The organism is Duganella sp. Root1480D1 (assembly GCF_001427305.1).
In the GTDB taxonomy this organism is placed as follows: domain Bacteria; phylum Pseudomonadota; class Gammaproteobacteria; order Burkholderiales; family Burkholderiaceae_D; genus Rugamonas.
Genome location: NZ_LMFZ01000026.1, coordinates 1 through 18,257, shown reverse-complemented (window position 1 = coordinate 18,257; position 18,257 = coordinate 1). Strand labels below are relative to the sequence as shown.

Below are 18,257 nucleotides of genomic sequence, written 5' to 3'. Positions count from 1 at the left end.
GATGTCGATTCCGAGGCGACAACTGCATTTCGCGACGCGCCAGGCCCTTGGCCAGGTTCCAATCAAAGCGATTGAATTACCCGACAAGTAGTCTGACACGGGGGGCACCCACTGAATCGCCAGGAGCATTACTGTAATCGTAGTCTTCGCAGTTGAAATGCGAGACGTTCCAGAATGCGTATTTGACTGGCGTAGACGCATAGCTGTATGTAATCGAGTTGTCTCCAAGTGTGGTCCCCACCAGCTTGAAGCTGGCCGAGGCACTACCTGAAGCGGCCTGGATGGCCTGCATCGCTTCGGCCATCGAGCTCGCTGTGCCGGATTTCGATCCGACTGAATACGTAAAGGTATCTTGTGCGTAAGCGGAACTTCCGGCCGTCGCTAGCGACACTGCCAGGAGAAGGGGGATCGAGTACGAGGAGTTCAATTTCGAGAATCCTTCATTAGTTAACATTTGGCAAGTTGCCGCATATTAACTAATTTTGGATTTCGAAAATCCTCCAAATGTAACAGTGCGGAGGGGCTAAAGCGTCAGCCTGGCGTCCCACTACGCGTTGTTCATTGCTATTACGTCAAACGATTTTCTGCCGGTCGGCCAGCATGGCCTCGTAAGTCAGGTTTTGCAGCAAGGTGAAATGCGCCGGGTCCAGGCCGGTGAATTGCACGCCATAGCTGAACACATCCCGCCCATCCTTCTGCGACTGTACCACCGTAGCATTGCGTACCAGCGCCGAGGTATTGATGCGCACTTGCCTGTCATCAGGCGGCGCGAGCAGGGTAAAGTCCAGTTGCACTGTTTCGCCTTCGCGGCTCAAAGGCTGGGCTGATTCAATCAGCGCGCCGGAAACGCTCAGGTTCACCAGGAAGACGGAAGCATGGCTCCCATCGTCGCGCGACATCTTGGCCGGAATCTCGACCTTCACCCGCATGGCGGCACGAAGGCTGGTGCCCTGGATCTCGCTGGGGAAAGCCACATGGGCATACATCAGCGGCCGCAGGAAGACACGCTGCACGACGGTGGAGAATGAGCAGACGTTCACGCCCGAGAATACCCGCACCGTCAGCTTGTCGCCTTCGGTAATGGCGATCGGCCCGTTGTTCTCCAGCGGGATCTTGACGATCATGTAATCGTCACGGACCCAGCCGATCACAGTGGAGAAATGCTGCATGGGCCGCAGCGTGCGATGGGTGATCAACTGGATGCGCCCGCCAACCTGCAGGTTCATCTGTTCAAACGCATATTCCTGCAATTTGTTTTCGCTCGCCATCGTCGTTATTGTCTATTTATGAGCAATTGCCCATTGTACAATAAGGCCGCGCATCAATTATTGCTTTGTCGATAGGGCCATCCAGTCCAGGCCAACCAGGTGGTACGGGTCGGGCTGGATCTTGCTGCAAGGGGCGCGCGAGCAGGTTTCCTTGGCGCCGAAACGCCAGCCGCCGTTGTCGCGGTCGAGGATTTCCTTGTCCACCAGTTCCAGCGTTTCCTGGTAGCGCCGTGCCATGTCGGGCCGCTGCGCCACGGCCAGGAAGGCCTTCATGCCTTCTGCCTGCTGCCACCAGTATTTGTTGCGGTCGACCTGGCCGCTAGGGTAGATGCGGTTGAAAATGCCGCCATCCTGTTCGTCGTAGCCGTTCGCCACTGCAAACTTCAGCAGGCGGTCCGCCACGTCGGCATACAGCGGCGGCAGGCCGCGCTTTTCCGCGCTGCGCAGCAAGTGGCTCCATTCGAACTGGTGGCCAAGATCGGTATAAGCGTCGTCGTTCGTCAGCGGCTTCCACTGCGCGTCATACCACTCCGGAATGTATGCGCCGCCGTCGGGCAGGCCGACCATGAGCTGGTTCAGTACAAAGTCGCCCAGAGCGCGCGTGTCTGCCACTACTTGCTGATCGCCGGTCGCATCGATCAGGGCCAGCAGGGCCTCGAACATATGCATGACGGGATTCTGCGTGTGATATTTCTCCGGCGCCGAGGCGAAATCTCGCGGCACCACGCCGCGTAAGCCGCCGCCCGCCTCGCGCAGGTTGCGGCGGATGTCCTGCCACGCCGCCAGCGCCGCTTCCTTGTATTTCGCTTCACCCGTCACGCGCGCCGCATGCGAAAGCGCGAACAAGGCAAATGCATGGCCGTAGCTGTTCTTGCCGGTGTTGACCGGCTTTCCCTGCGCATCGACGCCCTGGAAAAAACCGCCGTGCAGCGGATCGTGGAAGGCAGCGAGCAGGAAGTCTGCGCCGCGTTTTCCCGCCTCCAGGTAGCGCGCGTCGCCGGTCGCCTCGTAGCCGATCATCATGGCGTAGACCAGGTGGCAATGGCTGGTCAGGTCGCCGGTGGTCTTGCCGGCTGGCTGCCAGTTGCGATCGAATTGGGCCTGCAGCAAGCCGGAAGGCGTCGGCGCTACTGCCAGCCAGCGCGACAAATGTGCGTTGAGGTCTTTGCGGTGCCACTCGGCATTCGCCACATCGGCTATCGCGCCGCGTCCGCCGTTATCGCTGTCGCACGCTGCGAGCAGTGCCAGTAACGATGCGACGGCCGCGCGGCGCAGCATCAGGCTTTCCAGTCCCCGGACTTGCCGCCCGCTTTTTCGGTGACGCGGATATCGGTCATCACCATGCCGCGGTCGACGGCCTTGCACATGTCGTACACGGTCAGCAGGCCGACCTGCACGGCCGTCAGCGCTTCCATTTCCACGCCGGTTTTGCCGTAGGTTTCCACCTGGGCGCGGCAATGGACGGTGTTGCCTGGTTCATCGGTGGTAAAGTCCACTGCGACGCGGGTCAGGGCCAAAGGATGGCACAGGGGCACCAGGTCGGCCGTGCGCTTGGACGCCATGATGGCGGCAATGCGTGCAATGCCAAGTACGTCCCCTTTCTTGGCGGTTCCCGATAGAATGAGCGCCAACGTTTCCGGCTTCATGCGGATACTGCCGGTGGCAACGGCAATGCGGTGGGTTTCGGCCTTGGCGCCGACGTCGACCATATGGGCCTGGCCGGCAGCGTCAAAATGAGTAAGGTGTTCGGTCATCGCGTAGCTCTCTTGTTGAACGGGTATGATAGCACTGTGAATGCACTACATTTTCGCCGCCCCTTGCTGGCGGCACTGGTTTCCGGCCTGCTGATTGCCGCTCCGGCAGGGCAGGCGCAGCAGGCTGAATTGCCGACGCTGGGCGATGCGTCACGCGAGGACATGTCGCCGGTGATGGAAAAGCGCCTGGGCGAAGAAATCATGCAAAGCCTGCGCTTCGAGCGCGACTACCTGGATGATCCGCCGATCATCGAATACCTGAACAACTTCGGCACCAAGCTGGTGGATGCACGGCCGGGCGCGCGCGGCGACGCCAACCTCGATTACTATTTCTTCGCGATCCGCGACAAGAACCTGAACGCTTTCGCCATGCCGGGCGGCTATATCGGCGTGCACTCGCAATTGCTGCTGGCGGCGCAGAATGAATCCGAGCTCGCTTCGGTACTGTCGCACGAAATCGGCCACGTGGCACAGCGCCATATTGCGCGACAGCTTGGGGCGCAGAAGAACGATGCCCTGATCCCGCTGGCGGCGATGTTGCTGGCTGCACTGGCCGCCAAGTCCAGTTCAGACGCGGCGATTGGCGTATTCATGGGCGGGCAGGGCCTGGCGATCCAGCGCCAACTGAATTTCGGCCGCGATGCGGAGCGTGAGGCGGACCGCGTCGGCTTCCAGATCATGAATGCGGCCGGGTATGACGCCAGTGGCATGGTGTCGTTCTTCCAGCGCATGCAGAACAGCACGCGCATGTACAGCGACCTGATGCCGCCCTGGTTGATGACCCACCCGCTGACCACCGAGCGTATCGCCGATATCCAGGCCCGCATTCGCGAGCAGAAGTTCAGCCAGCGCGTGGACGGCATGGACTTCCACCTGATCCGCGCCCGAGCCCGCGTGCTGCAGGACGAGAGCAGCAAGGGCCTGTCCGAAACGGAAGCCGTGTTCAAGAACCAGATCCAGCAGCCGGGCCGGCAGAATGTGGCCGCAGGCCAGTATGGCATGGCCATGGTGTCGCTCAAGCGCTCCGAGTTCGCCGCCGCGCAGGAATGGCTGGACAAGGCGCGCGCCACCATCGACAAGCCGCCAGTTGCGGGCGCGTTCACCACCCCGATCCCGCGCGGCACCACGGATTCCGCATTGGCTTACATGTCGCTGGAGATCAAGCTGGCGCAGGAGGACAAGCCGCAAGTGATCGCGGCCGCCATCGAGGAGGCCAGGCAGGCGCAGGGCCGTTACCCGCTGTCGCGCGGCCTGGTGTGGCAGTACGCCGATGCCCTGATCAAGGGCGGCAAATACGAGGAGGCCACGCGCTTCCTGCGCGACCAGTTACAGATGTACCGCCGTGAGCCGGAACTGCATGACTACATGGCGCAGGCCTACGCCAAGCAGGGCAAGATCGCCCTGCAGCATATCTCCCTGGCGGAATCCTACGTGCTGCTGGGCGGCGTGCTGGCGGCACTGGACCAGCTGGCACTGGCCCGCAAGGCACCCGATGCGACGTATTATGACCAGTCGGTAATCGATGCCCGCGAGCGCGAGCTGCAGGCCAAGCGTAAGGAGATGCTGGGCGATAAGAAGAAGGACAAGGAATAATGGTCAGGGTTGCGGCAGGCGTTCGAAGCTGAACGCTTGCGGCACGCTGTCGCGCGCGATGGCTGCCAGTGGCACGGCGCGTTCGCCGACGCGCAAGGTCAGGGGCGACAGGCTGGCTGGATCGCTGGCCGCGACATCCAGCCATGCCAGCAGGGCATTGTCGCCCACCGGGCGGCCATTCAGTTCCAGCTGCGGCAGCACCTGCGCGAAGTCGCGGTCGTCGAGTTGGGCCAGCACGTCACCGCTGCGCAGCAACAGTTCGCCGGCCTCGGTCAGCCAGGCCGCATCGATTTCGCCCAGCGGCGCGCCGGTATGCAGCACAAAGCCGTGGACCGGATCGGTGCGCGCAATGAAAGGGGTGGTCTCAAGGTTCAGGTACACGCGCTGCGGGCCGTTCTGGAAATACCAGCGGCCCTGCTCATCGCTCTGGTAATTGCGCGTGATGAAGCCGACCAGCGCCGGGTTGGTCAGCTTGTCGCCTGCTTCGTTGAAATGCTGCGCGCGTTCGTCGCGCATACGCCAGTTGCCGCGCGCATCGAGCGCCAGCCAGCCGTAGCAATGCGGCACATTGGGCCACTTGGCCATCGCCTGTTTGACTATTTCATCCATCGCTCAAGCCTCGGCCATCTCGGTGGTTTCGATGGCGGTCAGGAAGTTCAACATGCGCAGCGGCAGCCAATCCAGGCTGCCCGGCAGGCGGCCGGTGGCAAAGCCTACATGCCCGCCCTGTTCCGGATAGTCCAGCACCACCCGGCGCGAGGCCTTGCGCGGCAGGTATTCGCCCGGCATGAAGGGATCGTTTTTCGCATTCAGCACCAGGGTTGGCACCGTGATGTCGGTCAGCACGTGCTTGGCGCTGGCACGGTCCCAATAATCGTCGGCATCGCGGTAGCCGTGCAGCGGCGCGGTCACCACATTGTCGAAGGCGTGCAAGTCCTGCGCCGCCATCAGCACATCGAGGTCGAACAGGCCGGGGAATTGCTGCAGCTTGGCGACGCATTTCGGCTTCAGCGTTTGCAGGAACATGCGCGTGTACAGGCGGCTCAGGCCACGCGACAAGGCGTTGCCGCCCTGCGCCAGGTCGAGCGGCGCGGACACGGCGCAAGCCGCGTCGACAAACTCGGCCTGGTGCTGCGATTCGCCCAGCCAGCGCAGCAGCACGTTGCCGCCGAGCGAAACGCCGCATGCGTAGAACTTGCCGCTGGCATGCGGGTGCAGGCGGCGGATGATCCAGTCCAGTTCACCGGAGTCGCCGGAATGGTAGAAGCGCGGCGCCAGATTCGGCTCGCCCGAGCAGCCGCGGAAATGCGGCACGGCGCCGGACCAGCCGCGGCGCGTGATTTCCGCCATCAGGGCGCGCGAGTAGTGGCTGTCGGACGAACCTTCCAGCCCGTGGAAAAGCACCACGAAAGGCTTGCCTGGTTGGCCGTCGACGAAATCGACATCGATGAAATCCGCGTCCGGGGTATGCCACCGCTCACGGCGGTAACGGACGTCGGGCTTGGCTATGCAGGTAGCCGGATAGATGGTCTGCAAATGGCCGCTGGGCAGCCAGAATGGGGCGATGTAGTTCATGGCGCGGCTGGGATCGGCCCAGCGGGCCTGGTCCCCCTTTTTTTTAGTGCAGTATTTGAGCGCGCGGATCGACGGGAACAGGTCCCGGCGCTACAGACACATGATGCAACACAATGCGCCAACCCTTCGGTGTCTTAACGTACACATTGGTCGAAATCAGGTGGGCCGGCTCGCCGCTTGCCGCTGTGACGCCCTCGATCACAGTATGCACCGAACTCATCAGGTTGTGTGTTTCATGCAGTTGGGATGGGCGAATTTGCAACCCGCCATGTTCCAAAAGTGCACTCCAGGAATCGCGGATGGCGCGGTGCCCGATCAGGCGCGGGCCGCCGGGATGGACGCAGACGATTTCCTCGTCGTCCGCCCACAGGGCCATCAGGGCTTCCAGGTCGGCCCGGTTCAAGGCATCGTAAAAGGCGGCTTCGACTTCCGCCGCACTGCCATTCTGGTGTTTACGCGCTGCCATCCGGGCTCCGGGATCGGTGATTAATGGTGGCCGGCGTCGGCGCCTGGCTTCAGCTTGTACTGGGTGCCGCAGTATGGGCATTTCGCTTCGCCATGCTTGAAGTCCAGGAACACGCGCGGGTGCGAAGACCACAGCGGCATGGCTGGATTCGGGCAGTAGGCCGGCAGGTCTTTACCATCGAGTTCTACTGGCTGGGTGGCGTTGCTCATTTTATAACACTCCGCGAGATCAAAAACCAAGATTTTAATGCATCCCGGCGGCGAAAAGCATTCGTCGGTAGAATGTCGGCTTTCCTATGCGGTTGCAAATGAGTTCTCCAGATAGCCTGCCCGACGTCGCTGCCCACCACGAGCCATCCTGGCGCGCCGGGCTGAACGACGGCACCCCAACCCTGTTTGGCATCGCTGCCTGGGGGCTGGTGGTGGGCGTGGCCATGGTCAAGTCCGGATTGACCGTGGCGCAGGCGCTGGGCATGACCTTGCTGGTGTTTGCCGGTTCCGCGCAACTCGCTTCGCTGCCCCTGATTGCCGCTGCCGCGCCGATCTGGGTAATCTTCCTGACTGCGGTGGTGGTCAATCTCCGTTTTGTGATCTTTGCCGCCTTGCTGGCGCCGCACTTTGCCAAGCTGCCGCTGTGGCGCCGTTTCCTGCTTGGCTTCGGCGCCGGTGACATGACGACTGCCATGTTCCTGCAGCGCTATCCGACCGAAAAGCCTGCGTTGGGCAAGGTGTCTTACCTGCGCGGCCTGCTGTATCCGAATTTCTTGGCATGGCAGTCCGGCTCCATCGCCGGCATCTTCCTTGGCAGCGCAGTGCCGGCCGAATGGGGCCTGGGCTTTGCCGGCACACTGGCGATTATCTGCATCACCGTGCCGATGGTGGCTACCCGTCCGGCGCTGTGCGGCGCGCTGGTGGCGGCCGTGACCGCCGTGCTCGCACATGGCTTCCCGTACAAGCTTGGCCTGCTGGCTGCCGTGCTGGTTGGCATGGCAAGCGCCATGGTGGTGGAAGGAATGATCGAACGACGAAAGGCTGCCAGTGTCTGATCTCGAAATCTGGCTGACGATTGCCGCCCTTACCTGCGCCACCGCCATTACGCGCTCCTCGTTCTGGGTGATTGGCGAGCACGTCTCGATTCCGACCCGCGTGCAGGAAATGCTGCGCTATGCGCCTTCCTGCGCCCTGGCTGCCATCATCGGCCCCGACCTGCTGCTCGACCCGCAGGGGACGGTCGAATTCAGCTTCCATAATTACAAGCTGCTGGCGGGCGCCGCCGCCGTCGCCTACTACCTCGCTCGCCGCAACATGCTGGAGACCATTGTGTTCGGCATGGCGTGCTTTACTGCCTTGCGCTTGCTGCTTGCTTAGTCCTTTGATGAGATGACGATGCGCTCGATGATGAGGTCTTTCAGCGCATACCCATACAAGTGTTCGCGATCTTCGGGTTCTTCGTCTTCCAGGCCGTAAAAGCCGCTGTTCTTGCGTGAGGAAAGCATGAATGAAATGCCCGGAAAGCCTTCAACGCAAAATACACCGTCCCAACTGAAATGGGGGCGGCCAAGCTCGGCCTGGACGTCGGCCAGGCTCGAACCGATGCCGATGCCGCGGAAGGTGCCGTCGTAGTCGCTGTGCAGGTGCATGAAGAGCAGTTCTTGCTGCTTTCCTAAAATAAAATTCACCTGCTGGTATTTCAGGCATGTACGCTCGCGCTTCGGCTTGTAATCAAAAAAGCCCGGATATCGTCTTCGCTCATGCCGAGCGTCCAGTTGTCCGCGCGCAGGCCTGGGATGATGCGTTGATCCAAATTCACCTCCTGTTATTCAATAGGCAATGTATTCTACGGATTCCTGGAAATTCCGATAACACTGTTGGGAGGCGCGATGGCGGAACTGGACCACATGATCTTGCGGGTGGGCGACCCGGCGGCATCAATCCGTTTTTATGAGGAAGTGCTTGGCTTTAAGCACGAGGGCAGGGCAGGGCCGTTCGAGGTCGTGCGCGTCAGCGAGGGCTTCACGCTGGACTTGCTGGCGGAGCCGCCAACCATGCATCTGCATTTGGCCTTCCGCGTTGATCCTGAACATTTCGAGCGCGTGTTGGCGCAGTTGCGCGAGCGCCGCATTCCGTTCGGTGGCAACCATATGGACCGCACCAGCGGCCAGCCGCAGTCACAGTATGGCGCACGTGGGCTGGCGCTGGCTTGCTACTTCGAAGATCCGGATGGGCACAACCTGGAAATCCGCTACTAAACCTTCCACAGCTTGCGGGCTTCTTCCGCAATGATGTCGGGGAATTCTTCCTGGAAGAACAGCTTGCCCTCCGGGATGGCGCGGATACCTTGCGAGCCCGGGAAGAGCTGGTCGAGGTAGCGCGCGTCGGCCAGTGTGAAGATGGTATCGCTGGCGCCCCACACCATTTTCACGGGCACTGAACTGCGCCGCAGTTGGGATTCGATCCCGGCCAGCGGATTCGGCGACAGGGCGTTGTGGAACGCGTGGTACTGCGCGCGCCGCAGCGGTGAACTCACCAGCGGTGCTGCGTAGTACTCGATGATTTCGTCGGTCAGTTGGGCGGGGTTGTGGAAGACCGCGGCGCCAAACGTGGAACGAGCGAGTGCTTTGTCGGTCAACCATTTGGCGGTGTCGTCGGCCAGGGTGCCGTTGCGGGCCATTTCCAGTACCGGTGCGATTTCGGCCGGCGGGCTGTGGGGCTCGATGTCGCAGTTGGTCAGCATCAGGCTGTTCACGCGTTGCGGGTAGCGCAGCAGGAAAAGCTGGGCGACTGCGCCACCGCTGTCGCTGGCGACGATGTCGACCGTGCCGGCACCGAGCTTGTCGAGCAGGGCGGCCAGCATGTCGGCCTGGGCGGATGCTGCCAGCGATTGGCCGGCGGGTATCTCCGAGTATCCGAGGCCCATGAAGTCGGGCGCAATGCAGCGGCGGTGGGACGACAGGCGGTCGAGCGCGCCGCGCCATTGGAAGCTGTTCAGCGGGGCGCCGTGCAGGAACAGGGCTGCCTTTAGGCCTGCGCCACGTTCGGCGTAGGCGATGCGGCCGAACGGCAGTTCTGCGAAGCGGCGCGCGGCGCGGAATCTTGCGGCCTCGGTTGCGGCGGCGGCGATGGATAGTGGCGGTACGGCGCTTGCGGCGAGGGCGGCGCCAGCCAGGGAAAGGAAGTCACGGCGTTTCAATTGGGGTCTCCATGCGGTAGCTGGTTGGTGGAATCGATGCTATCGGCTGGGGACGGAGGGTTGCGCGCATAATCGGCCGCTGGCGAGCATAAACGGCTGATTTCTTATTGCACCGGCGCCAGAAATGGCGCACTCTCCCATTTCCTGCGTGAGAGGACGCAATGACGATCAGACCTTCGTGTTACCCAGTGCGGGACGAGGTACCGCTGCTGGATGTCCTGACCTCGCCCGTACCGCATGGCCGCTTCGACTCGCCGGTTGATGGGCGCCATGTGTTGTGCCTGCACCTGGGCTCGCCGGTGCCGGTCAGCTATCGCGCTGGCAGGTACGAGCGGCAGGGGACTCGGCTGCATGGCCAGTTCTGCGTGGTCCCGGCTGGCTCCAGCACACGCTGGACGTTGACGGCGCCTGCCACCTCTTTGCTGCTGCGCTTGAATCCATCCCTGATGCTGGATACTGCCGAGCACATGCGGCTTGGCGCCGAGCTGGCACCCGCCATCCACATACGCGACCCGCAGGTCGAGCGTATCGGCTGGATGATGCAGGCGGAAGAGCAGGACGGCCATCCAGGCGGCCGTATCTTCGCGGACAGCTTGGCCAGCGCCTTGTCTGCCCGCTTGCTGGCGCTGCAAACGCTGGCCTCCCGACGGCCTGCCGCAGCGTCCGCCCGCGCCTTGCCGGCCTGGCAGCTTCGTGCAGTTCAAGACTATGTCGAGGCCAACCTCGACCAGGACCTGTCGCTGGCAGAATTGGCCGCTGTGGCTGGCTTCAGCGTGTCCCATTTCAAGGAACTGTTCCGGCAGGCGGCCGGAATGCCGGTGCACCGTTTCGTGCTGGCCCGCCGCGTCGAGCGCGCCCGCCAGCTCCTGCAGGCCGGCAAGCTGACCAATACCGAAATCGCGCTGGAAGCCGGTTTTTCGCATCCAAGCCATATGGCCCGCAGCGTTCGCCAGGTCACGGGCCAGACACCTGCACAATTGCGTGAGGACGGTTTGAGGAAGATCAAAAGTGCGGCTTTGGTGTCCGAATGACAGACCTGACCCCGAATTCGGCTTAAGGTAAAATAGCGCTCTTTCCAACTGTGACCCCTGAGTAACCATGCTGAAATTCAACCGCCTGGAAGACCTCGTAGCGCAGGATGCGCTGCAGGGCAAGCGCGTCTTTATCCGTGCAGATCTGAACGTGCCGCAGGATGATGCGGGCAATATCACCGAAGATACGCGCATTCGTGCTTCGATTCCGGCGATTAAGGCGGCCCTGGGCGCTGGCGCCAAGGTCATGGTTACCTCCCACCTGGGCCGTCCAACCGAAGGCGAGTTCAAGCCGGAAGACAGCCTGGCGCCAATCGCCAAGCGCATGTCCGAGCTGCTGGGCCAGCCGGTTGAACTGAAACAGGACTGGGTCGGTGGTGTGGAAGTCGCTGCCGGCCAGGTGGTGCTGCTGGAAAACTGCCGCGTCAACAAGGGCGAGAAGAAGAATTCCGATGAGCTGGCCCAGAAAATGGCCAAGCTGTGCGACGTGTACGTGAACGATGCTTTCGGCACCGCGCACCGCGCCGAAGCCACTACCCACGGCATCGCCAAGTTCGCGTCGATCGCTTGCGCCGGCCCGTTGCTGGCTGCCGAGCTGGATGCGCTGGGCAAGGCCCTGGGCGCGCCTGCGCGTCCGCTGCTGGCTATCGTGGCTGGCTCGAAAGTCTCGACCAAGCTGTCGATCCTGAAATCGCTGGCCGACAAGGTGGATAACCTGATCGTCGGCGGCGGCATCGCCAACACCTTCATGCTGGCTGCCGGCTTGAAGATCGGCAAGTCGCTGGCGGAAGCCGACCTCGTCGCTGAAGCCAAGGCCATCATCGACATCATGGCTGCCCGCGGCGCCACTGTGCCGATTCCGGAAGACGTGGTGTGCGCGAAAGAATTTTCGCCTACCGCTGCCGCGACCGTAAAGGCGGTAGCTGACGTGGCCGACGATGACATGATCCTGGACATCGGTCCTAAAACCTCCGCCAAGCTGTCTGTCCAGATCGCCGAAGCCGGTACCATCGTCTGGAACGGCCCGGTCGGTGTGTTCGAGTTCGACCAGTTCGGCGAAGGCACCAAGACCCTGGCCTTGGCGATCGCCAATTCCAAGGGCTTCTCGATCGCCGGCGGTGGCGACACCCTGGCTGCAATCGCCAAGTACCAAATCACCGACAAGATCGGCTATATCTCCACCGGCGGCGGCGCCTTCCTGGAATTCCTGGAAGGGAAGACCCTGCCGGCAGTGGAAATCCTGGCGCAACGCGCCCAGTAACACGGTAAAAGGCGCCCGCAAGGCGCCTTTTGAACTTTTTTAAGCTCACACGAAGGAAACCTTCATGGCACGTGGTACCAAGATCGTCGCAACTATCGGCCCAGCATCGACCGACCTCAGCATCCTGATCCAGATGATCAAGGCTGGCGTCGACGTGGTCCGCCTGAATTTCTCCCACGGCAAGGCGCAGGATCATATCGATCGCGCGGCCCTGGTGCGAAAGGCGGCTGCGGAATGCGGCAAGGAAGTGGCGATCATGGCCGACATGCAAGGTCCGAAGATCCGTATCGGCAAGTTCGAGAACAACAAGATCGAACTGGCCAAGGGCGACAAGTTCGTCCTCGACGCCAAGTGGGGCGAGAACGGCGAACTGGGCAACCAGGAGCGCGTTGGCCTGGACTATAAGAGCCTGCCAACCGATGTGAAGCCGGCCGACGTGCTGCTGCTGAACGATGGCCTGATCGTGCTGACCGTAGACAAGATCGTCGGCAGCGAGATCTACACCACCGTGAAGATCGGCGGCGAGCTGTCCAACAACAAGGGCATCAACCGCCAGGGCGGCGGCTTGACCGCGCCGGCGCTAACCGCCAAGGATATGGAAGACATCAAGACTGCGATGTCGTTCCAGGCCGATTACCTGGCGATTTCCTTCCCGAAAAACGCCACCGATATGGAAATGGCGCGCCAGCTGGCCAACATCGCCGGCGAGCCATTCGGCTTCAAGCCGATGATGATCGCCAAGATCGAGCGTGCTGAGGCGATTCCTGCGCTGCAGGAAATCCTGAACGCTTCCGACGGCATCATGGTGGCCCGCGGCGACCTGGCTGTCGAGGTAGGCAATGCTGCCGTGCCTGCGCTGCAGAAGCGCATGATCCGCATGGCGCGCGAGTCGAACAAGATTGCGATCACCGCGACCCAGATGATGGAGTCGATGATCTTCAACGCTGTGCCGACCCGCGCGGAAGTGTCGGACGTGGCCAACGCCGTGCTGGACGGTACCGATGCCGTGATGACCTCGGCTGAAACCGCGTCCGGTAAGTACCCAGTGGAAACTGTGGAAATGATGGCGGCCATCTGTACCGAAGCCGAGCAATCCGAATACAACAAGCTCGATGCGGACTTCCTGAACGCCCGCTTCACCCGCATCGACCAGTCGATCGCCTATGGCGCCCTGTTCACCGCGCATCACCTGCGCGTGAAGGCGATTGTGGCCCTGACCGAATCCGGCTCCACCGCGCTGTGGATGAGCCGCCACAACATCGACACCCCGATTATTGCGCTCACGCCGAGCACCGTCACCCAGCGCAAGCTGGCCTTGTACCGTAACGTTTGCACCCACCAACTGATGCAGGACGCACCGACCGACGTCGTGTTGCGCAATGCGGAAGACCTTCTGGTAAAACAGGGTATTGCCCAGAAGGGCGATATGATTGTGGTTACCTGGGGTGCGCCGATGGGCAAGGTGGGCGGCACGAACGCTTTGCGTATCGTGAAAGTAGGTGAGTTCACTCACCGCGCCGATTCGGCTCGATAACGAACGCTAACGATTTCTTTATTGTTATTGGAGTACTACCATGTCCCTCGTATCCATGCGCCAACTGCTGGACCACGCCGCTGAACACGGCTACGGCATCCCGGCATTCAACGTCAACAACCTGGAACAAGTGCAAGCCATCATGGCCGCTGCCGACGCCGTCAATGCGCCGGTGATCATGCAGGCTTCCGCTGGCGCCCGTAAGTACGCTGGCGAAGCCTTCCTGCGCCACCTGATCGACGCAGCGATCGAAGCCTACCCGCACATTCCAGTCGTCATGCACCAGGACCACGGCCAGTCGCCGGCAGTCTGCATGGCTGCAATCAAATCCGGCTTCTCGTCGGTGATGATGGACGGTTCCCTGATGGCTGACGGCAAGTCCGTTGCTTCCTATGAATACAACGTCGAAGTGTCGAAGGAAGTGGTGAAGTTCTCCCACTCCATCGGCGTGACCGTGGAAGCGGAACTGGGCGTGCTGGGCTCCCTGGAAACCATGAAGGGCGACAAGGAAGACGGCCACGGCGCGGAAGGCACCATGACCCGCGAACAGCTGCTGACCGACGTGGCGCAAGCTGCCGACTTCGTGCAGAAGACCCAGTGCGACGCGCTGGCTATCGCGATCGGCACCTCGCACGGCGCCTACAAGTTCACCCGCAAGCCAACCGGCGACATCCTGGCGATCGACCGCATCAAGGAAATCCACGCCCGCATTCCTAACACCCACCTGGTGATGCACGGTTCTTCCTCCGTGCCGCAGGAACTGCTGGCCATCATCCGCGAATTCGGCGGTGACATGAAGGAAACCTATGGCGTGCCAGTGGAAGAAATCCAGGAAGGCATCCGTCACGGCGTGCGCAAGATCAATATCGATACCGATATCCGCCTGGCCATGACCGCTGCCGTGCGCAAGTACATGTTCGAGAACCCATCGAAGTTCGACCCACGCGACTTCCTGAAGCCAGCACGTGCTGCTGCTGAAGAAGTGGTGAAGGCACGCTTCCTGGCGTTCGGTTGCGAAGGCCGCGCGTCGCTGATCAAGCCTATCTCGCTGGAGAAGATGGCTGAACGTTACAAGGCCGGCGAACTGGCCCAGATCGTCAAGTAAAACCGGCAGTGCAGTGTCTGACCCGCAGGGTCGGACACTGGATTCACCACCGCCGCGTCGGGACGGCCATCCGGCCGGTTTACCGGTTTTAAAATCTCAAAGTACCCCCGCCATGAACAGCCTGTACAAATCCTCCATCAAATCCCTCCCCCTGCTGGGCCACGGTAAAGTGCGCGACAACTACGCCGTCGGCACCGACAAGATCCTGATCGTCACCACCGACCGCCTGTCCGCGTTCGACGTCGTGATGAACGAGCCGATCCCTGGTAAAGGCATGGTCCTGAACCAGATGTCCGACTTCTGGTTCGAGAAACTGGGCCACATCGTCCCTAACCACCTGACCGGCGTCACCCCGGAATCGGTCGTGGCACAAGACGAAGTGGAGCAGGTAAAAGGCCGCGCCGTTGTGGCCAAGCGCCTGAAGCCAATCCTGGTGGAAGCGGTGGTACGCGGCTACATCATCGGCTCCGGCTGGAAGGACTACCAGGCCACCGGTTCCATCTGCGGCATCAAGCTGCCGGAAGGCCTGCAGCAAGCTGACAAGCTGCCAGAACCAATCTTCACCCCGGCTGCCAAGGCAGACCTGGGCGAACACGACGAAAACATCTCTTTCGAAGAGATGGAAAAGAAAATCGGCGCCGAACTGGCCGCCAAGATCCGCGAAGTGGCGATCAAGCTGTACACCACCGCCGCCGACTACGCTGCGACCAAGGGCATCATCATCGCCGACACCAAGTTCGAATTCGGCCTGGACGACAACGGCGTCCTGCACCTGATGGACGAAGTGCTGACCGCCGACTCCTCGCGTTTCTGGCCAGCCGACTCCTACCGTCCTGGCATCTCGCCGCCGTCCTACGACAAGCAGTTCGTGCGCGACTACCTGGAAACCCTGACGGACTGGCAAAAGACCCCGCCGGCACCAGCCCTGCCGGCGGAAGTGATCGAAAAGACCCAGGCCAAGTACTTCGAAGCCATCGAACGCCTGACCGGCGAAAAGCTGAAGGTATAAGCCATGTCCGACAACAAACCACTGGTCGGCATCATCATGGGCTCGTCTTCGGACTGGGACGTGATGAAGAACGCCGTCGACATGCTGAAGCAGTTCGGCGTGCCGTATGAGGCGCAAGTGATTTCCGCCCACCGCATGCCGGACGAGATGTATGCCTACGCCAAGAGCGCCCGCGCTCGCGGCCTGCGCGCCATCATCGCTGGCGCCGGCGGCGCGGCCCACCTGCCAGGCATGGTTGCTGCAATGACCATCGTGCCGGTGCTGGGCGTGCCTGTGCCGTCCAAGTACCTGCGCGGCGAAGACTCGCTGCTGTCCATCGTGCAGATGCCGAAGGGCGTACCGGTGTCGACTTTCGCCATCGGCGAGGCTGGCGCCGCCAACGCGGGCCTGACGGCAGTGGCGATCATCGCCACCACCGACGATGCGCTGGCTGCCAGACTGGAAGAATTCCGCGTATCCCAAACCGCGGCCGCTAAAGCAATGGTTTTGCCTGTATGAGTAATGTGAAGAACCCTCCGGCGTGGCTGGGCGTGATGGGCGGCGGCCAGCTTGGCCGCATGTTCGCGCACGCCGCGCAGAGCATGGGCTACAGCGTTGCCGTGCTGGAGCCGTCCGCCGATTGTCCTGCGGGGCAGGCGGCCAATCGCCTGATCAACGCCGACTACAGCGATGCTGCCGGCCTGGATGCACTGGCCGCGCAATGCGTCGCCGTCACCACCGAGTTCGAGAACGTGCCGGCCGACAGCTTGTCGCGCCTGGCGCAATCGGTCTTCGTGGCGCCGGATGCGCACGGCGTGTCCGTGGCGCAGGACCGCATCGCGGAGAAGGGCTTCTTCGTGGCCAGCGCCGCCAAGTCGGGCGTGATGCCTGCGCCGCATAAAGTCATCGCCACCGACGCCGATATCGACGCCATCAGCGACGACCTGCTGCCGGGCATTCTGAAGACTGTCCGCATGGGCTACGACGGCAAGGGCCAGGTCCGCGTGAAGTCGCGCGACGACGTGCGTGCCGCCTTCGACGGCATGGGCAAAGTCACCTGCCTGCTGGAGAAGATGCTGCCTCTGGCGTATGAAGTGTCGGTGCTGACCGCACGCGGCGCCGATGGCGCCTCGGTCGTGTACCCGATCGCTGAAAACGTCCACCGCGACGGCATCCTGTTCACCACCACCGTGCCGGGCCCGAACATCACCGCCGACTGCGCTCGCAAGGCGCAGGCCGCAGCGCAAGCCATCGTGGCGGAGCTGGGTTACGTGGGCGTGCTGTGCATCGAATTCTTCGTGCTGGCCGACGGTTCACTGGTGGTCAACGAGATGGCGCCGCGTCCGCATAACAGCGGCCATTACACCATCGACGCCTGCGTCACCAGCCAGTTCGCACAGCAGGTGCGCGCCATGGCCGGCCTGCCGCTGGGCGACGTGCGCCAGCATTCGCCGGCCGTCATGCTGAACATCCTCGGCGACATCTGGTACGAAGGCGAAGGTGACGATGTGCGCGAACCGGCGTGGAACAAGGTACTGGCCCTGCCAGGCGCCAACCTGCACCTGTACGGCAAGGAAGAACCGCGCCGCGCCCGCAAGATGGGCCATTTGACCTTCGTCGCCCCGACGCTGGTGGAAGCGCAGCAGCACCTCAACGCCGCCTGCGCCATCCTCGGGATCGAAGCATGACCGACGCAGCATCCCGCGATATCGCCGGCGCGGCAGCCGCGCTGGCGAATGGCGACCTGGTCGCATTTCCCACCGAGACCGTGTACGGCCTCGGTGCGGATGCGGAGAATCCGGCCGCCGTCGCAAAGATTTACGCCGCCAAAGGCCGCCCGCAAGACCATCCGGTAATCGTGCACGTCGCCCCCGGTGCCAACATCGATTACTGGACCACCGACGTACCCGATGAAGCGCGCGCCCTGGTGCGTGCCTTCTGGCCCGGCCCATTGACGCTGATCCTGAAGCGCAACGCCCACATTCCCGACGCCGTGTCCGGCGGCCAGGATACGGTCGGCATCCGCTGCCCATCGCACCCGGTGGCGATGCAGCTGCTGCAAGCATTCAAGGAAGGCAAGGGCGGTATCGCTGCGCCGTCAGCCAATAAGTTCGGCAACGTCAGCCCGACCACCGCCCAGCACGTGCACGACGAATTCGGCGACGACCCGCGCCTGGTGGCCATCCTCGATGGCGGCTCGAGCCAGGTTGGCATCGAATCAACCATCCTCGACATGTCGCGCCTGGCCACCCATGGCCTGGTGTTGCTGCGCCCCGGCCACATCACCGCGCAGCAGATCGCCGGCGTGATCGGCACCATGCCGCGCCAGCCCGACCTGGCTGCGCCGCGCGCGTCCGGCACGCTGGAATCGCATTACGCGCCCAAGGCGCCAGTAGCATTGTTGCCGACTGGCGACATCGAAAAAACCCTTGCGGAACTCAAGCTGCGTGGGCGGTGTGCCGCGCTGATCCACTACTCGCCGTTTGCGTTGTC

At 62.3% G+C, this 18,257-nt stretch carries 21 protein-coding genes; 12 read left to right on the top strand and 9 right to left on the bottom strand.

Features of this window, described 5'->3' with window-relative positions; all coding sequences use genetic code 11:
• Positions 1-572: 572 nt before the first annotated feature.
• The 3 genes from ASD58_RS20690 to moaC are packed head-to-tail and all read right to left on the bottom strand — an operon-like array spanning position 573 to position 3,022.
• The gene (locus ASD58_RS20690; RefSeq protein WP_057263126.1) at positions 573-1,268 is read right to left on the bottom strand and encodes a flagellar brake protein; all 696 of its coding nucleotides are present in this window, start codon (positions 1,266-1,268) and stop codon (positions 573-575) included.
• Positions 1,269-1,325: 57 nt separating this feature from the next.
• On the bottom strand, positions 1,326-2,546 hold the full coding sequence (locus ASD58_RS20685) for an AGE family epimerase/isomerase (protein WP_057263125.1): 1,221 nt from the start codon (positions 2,544-2,546) through the stop codon (positions 1,326-1,328).
• Positions 2,546-3,022 carry a cyclic pyranopterin monophosphate synthase MoaC gene (gene moaC / locus ASD58_RS20680; RefSeq protein WP_057263124.1) on the bottom strand — a complete coding sequence of 159 codons (477 nt, stop codon included), beginning with the start codon at positions 3,020-3,022 and terminating at the stop codon, positions 2,546-2,548. The genes ASD58_RS20685 and moaC overlap by 1 nt, the downstream gene beginning before the upstream one ends.
• Here moaC and ASD58_RS20675 point away from each other — a divergent pair.
• A complete protein-coding gene (locus ASD58_RS20675; RefSeq protein WP_082565570.1) occupies positions 3,002-4,615 on the top strand; it encodes a M48 family metalloprotease in 1,614 nt (537 codons plus the stop codon). The two genes, moaC and ASD58_RS20675, sit on opposite strands and share 21 nt — an antisense overlap.
• A 3-nt stretch (positions 4,616-4,618) precedes the next feature.
• Here the strand turns inward: ASD58_RS20675 and ASD58_RS20670 are convergent, their stop codons facing one another.
• From ASD58_RS20670 to ASD58_RS20655, 4 genes are read right to left on the bottom strand one after another with little or no spacing between them, the layout of a single operon-like run.
• Positions 4,619-5,224 carry a DUF2946 family protein gene (locus ASD58_RS20670; protein WP_057263122.1) on the bottom strand — a complete coding sequence of 202 codons (606 nt, stop codon included), beginning with the start codon at positions 5,222-5,224 and terminating at the stop codon, positions 4,619-4,621.
• A gap of 3 nt (positions 5,225-5,227) precedes the next feature.
• Positions 5,228-6,190, bottom strand: a complete 963-nt coding sequence (locus ASD58_RS20665) for a YheT family hydrolase (RefSeq protein WP_057263121.1) — start codon at positions 6,188-6,190, stop codon at positions 5,228-5,230.
• 43 nt (positions 6,191-6,233) lie between these two features.
• A complete protein-coding gene (locus tag ASD58_RS20660; protein ID WP_057263120.1) occupies positions 6,234-6,656 on the bottom strand; it encodes a nuclear transport factor 2 family protein in 423 nt (140 codons plus the stop codon).
• A gap of 20 nt (positions 6,657-6,676) precedes the next feature.
• A complete protein-coding gene (locus ASD58_RS20655; protein WP_057263119.1) occupies positions 6,677-6,865 on the bottom strand; it encodes a zinc-finger domain-containing protein in 189 nt (62 codons plus the stop codon).
• 98 nt (positions 6,866-6,963) lie between these two features.
• Here ASD58_RS20655 and ASD58_RS20650 point away from each other — a divergent pair, with 98 nt between their 5' ends.
• Positions 6,964-7,701, top strand: a complete 738-nt coding sequence (locus ASD58_RS20650) for an AzlC family ABC transporter permease (RefSeq protein WP_057263118.1) — start codon at positions 6,964-6,966, stop codon at positions 7,699-7,701.
• Positions 7,694-8,023 carry an AzlD domain-containing protein gene (locus ASD58_RS20645; RefSeq protein ID WP_057263117.1) on the top strand — a complete coding sequence of 110 codons (330 nt, stop codon included), beginning with the start codon at positions 7,694-7,696 and terminating at the stop codon, positions 8,021-8,023. The genes ASD58_RS20650 and ASD58_RS20645 overlap by 8 nt, the downstream gene beginning before the upstream one ends.
• Here the strand turns inward: ASD58_RS20645 and ASD58_RS20640 are convergent.
• Positions 8,020-8,295 carry a hypothetical protein gene (locus ASD58_RS20640; RefSeq protein WP_057263116.1) on the bottom strand — a complete coding sequence of 92 codons (276 nt, stop codon included), beginning with the start codon at positions 8,293-8,295 and terminating at the stop codon, positions 8,020-8,022. The two genes, ASD58_RS20645 and ASD58_RS20640, sit on opposite strands and share 4 nt — an antisense overlap.
• A gap of 240 nt (positions 8,296-8,535) precedes the next feature.
• Here ASD58_RS20640 and ASD58_RS20635 point away from each other — a divergent pair, with 240 nt between their 5' ends.
• Positions 8,536-8,904, top strand: a complete 369-nt coding sequence (locus ASD58_RS20635) for a VOC family protein (protein ID WP_057263115.1) — start codon at positions 8,536-8,538, stop codon at positions 8,902-8,904.
• On the opposite strand, the gene ASD58_RS20630 is transcribed toward ASD58_RS20635, so the two are convergent.
• Positions 8,901-9,845 carry an alpha/beta fold hydrolase gene (locus ASD58_RS20630; RefSeq protein ID WP_057263114.1) on the bottom strand — a complete coding sequence of 315 codons (945 nt, stop codon included), beginning with the start codon at positions 9,843-9,845 and terminating at the stop codon, positions 8,901-8,903. The two genes, ASD58_RS20635 and ASD58_RS20630, sit on opposite strands and share 4 nt — an antisense overlap.
• Positions 9,846-10,006: 161 nt before the next feature.
• Between ASD58_RS20630 and ASD58_RS20625 the strand changes: the two genes are divergently transcribed.
• The 8 genes from ASD58_RS20625 to ASD58_RS20590 all read left to right on the top strand — a co-directional run.
• Complete coding sequence (locus ASD58_RS20625) at positions 10,007-10,876, top strand: helix-turn-helix domain-containing protein (protein ID WP_057263113.1); 870 nt, start codon at positions 10,007-10,009, stop codon at positions 10,874-10,876.
• 67 nt (positions 10,877-10,943) lie between these two features.
• Entirely contained in the window at positions 10,944-12,137 is a 1,194-nt protein-coding gene (locus ASD58_RS20620) for a phosphoglycerate kinase (RefSeq protein ID WP_057263112.1), read from the top strand.
• Positions 12,138-12,201: 64 nt separating this feature from the next.
• Positions 12,202-13,671 carry a pyruvate kinase gene (gene pyk, locus ASD58_RS20615; RefSeq protein ID WP_057263111.1) on the top strand — a complete coding sequence of 490 codons (1,470 nt, stop codon included), beginning with the start codon at positions 12,202-12,204 and terminating at the stop codon, positions 13,669-13,671.
• Positions 13,672-13,711: 40 nt separating this feature from the next.
• Positions 13,712-14,776, top strand: a complete 1,065-nt coding sequence (fba, locus tag ASD58_RS20610; protein ID WP_057263110.1) for a class II fructose-bisphosphate aldolase — start codon at positions 13,712-13,714, stop codon at positions 14,774-14,776.
• Between the two features lie 112 nt (positions 14,777-14,888).
• Positions 14,889-15,785: a phosphoribosylaminoimidazolesuccinocarboxamide synthase gene (locus tag ASD58_RS20605; RefSeq protein WP_057263109.1), complete on the top strand. Its 897-nt coding sequence runs from the start codon at positions 14,889-14,891 to the stop codon at positions 15,783-15,785.
• A 3-nt stretch (positions 15,786-15,788) separates the two neighbouring features.
• On the top strand, positions 15,789-16,283 hold the full coding sequence (purE, locus tag ASD58_RS20600) for a 5-(carboxyamino)imidazole ribonucleotide mutase (RefSeq protein WP_057263108.1): 495 nt from the start codon (positions 15,789-15,791) through the stop codon (positions 16,281-16,283).
• Positions 16,284-16,318: 35 nt separating this feature from the next.
• Positions 16,319-17,452 (top strand): 5-(carboxyamino)imidazole ribonucleotide synthase, encoded by a 1,134-nt coding sequence (locus ASD58_RS20595; RefSeq protein WP_229210049.1) that lies wholly within the window; start codon positions 16,319-16,321, stop codon positions 17,450-17,452.
• A partial coding sequence (locus tag ASD58_RS20590) for an L-threonylcarbamoyladenylate synthase (protein WP_057263106.1) occupies positions 17,449-18,257 on the top strand: 809 nt, incomplete at its 3' end. The genes ASD58_RS20595 and ASD58_RS20590, both read left to right, overlap by 4 nt.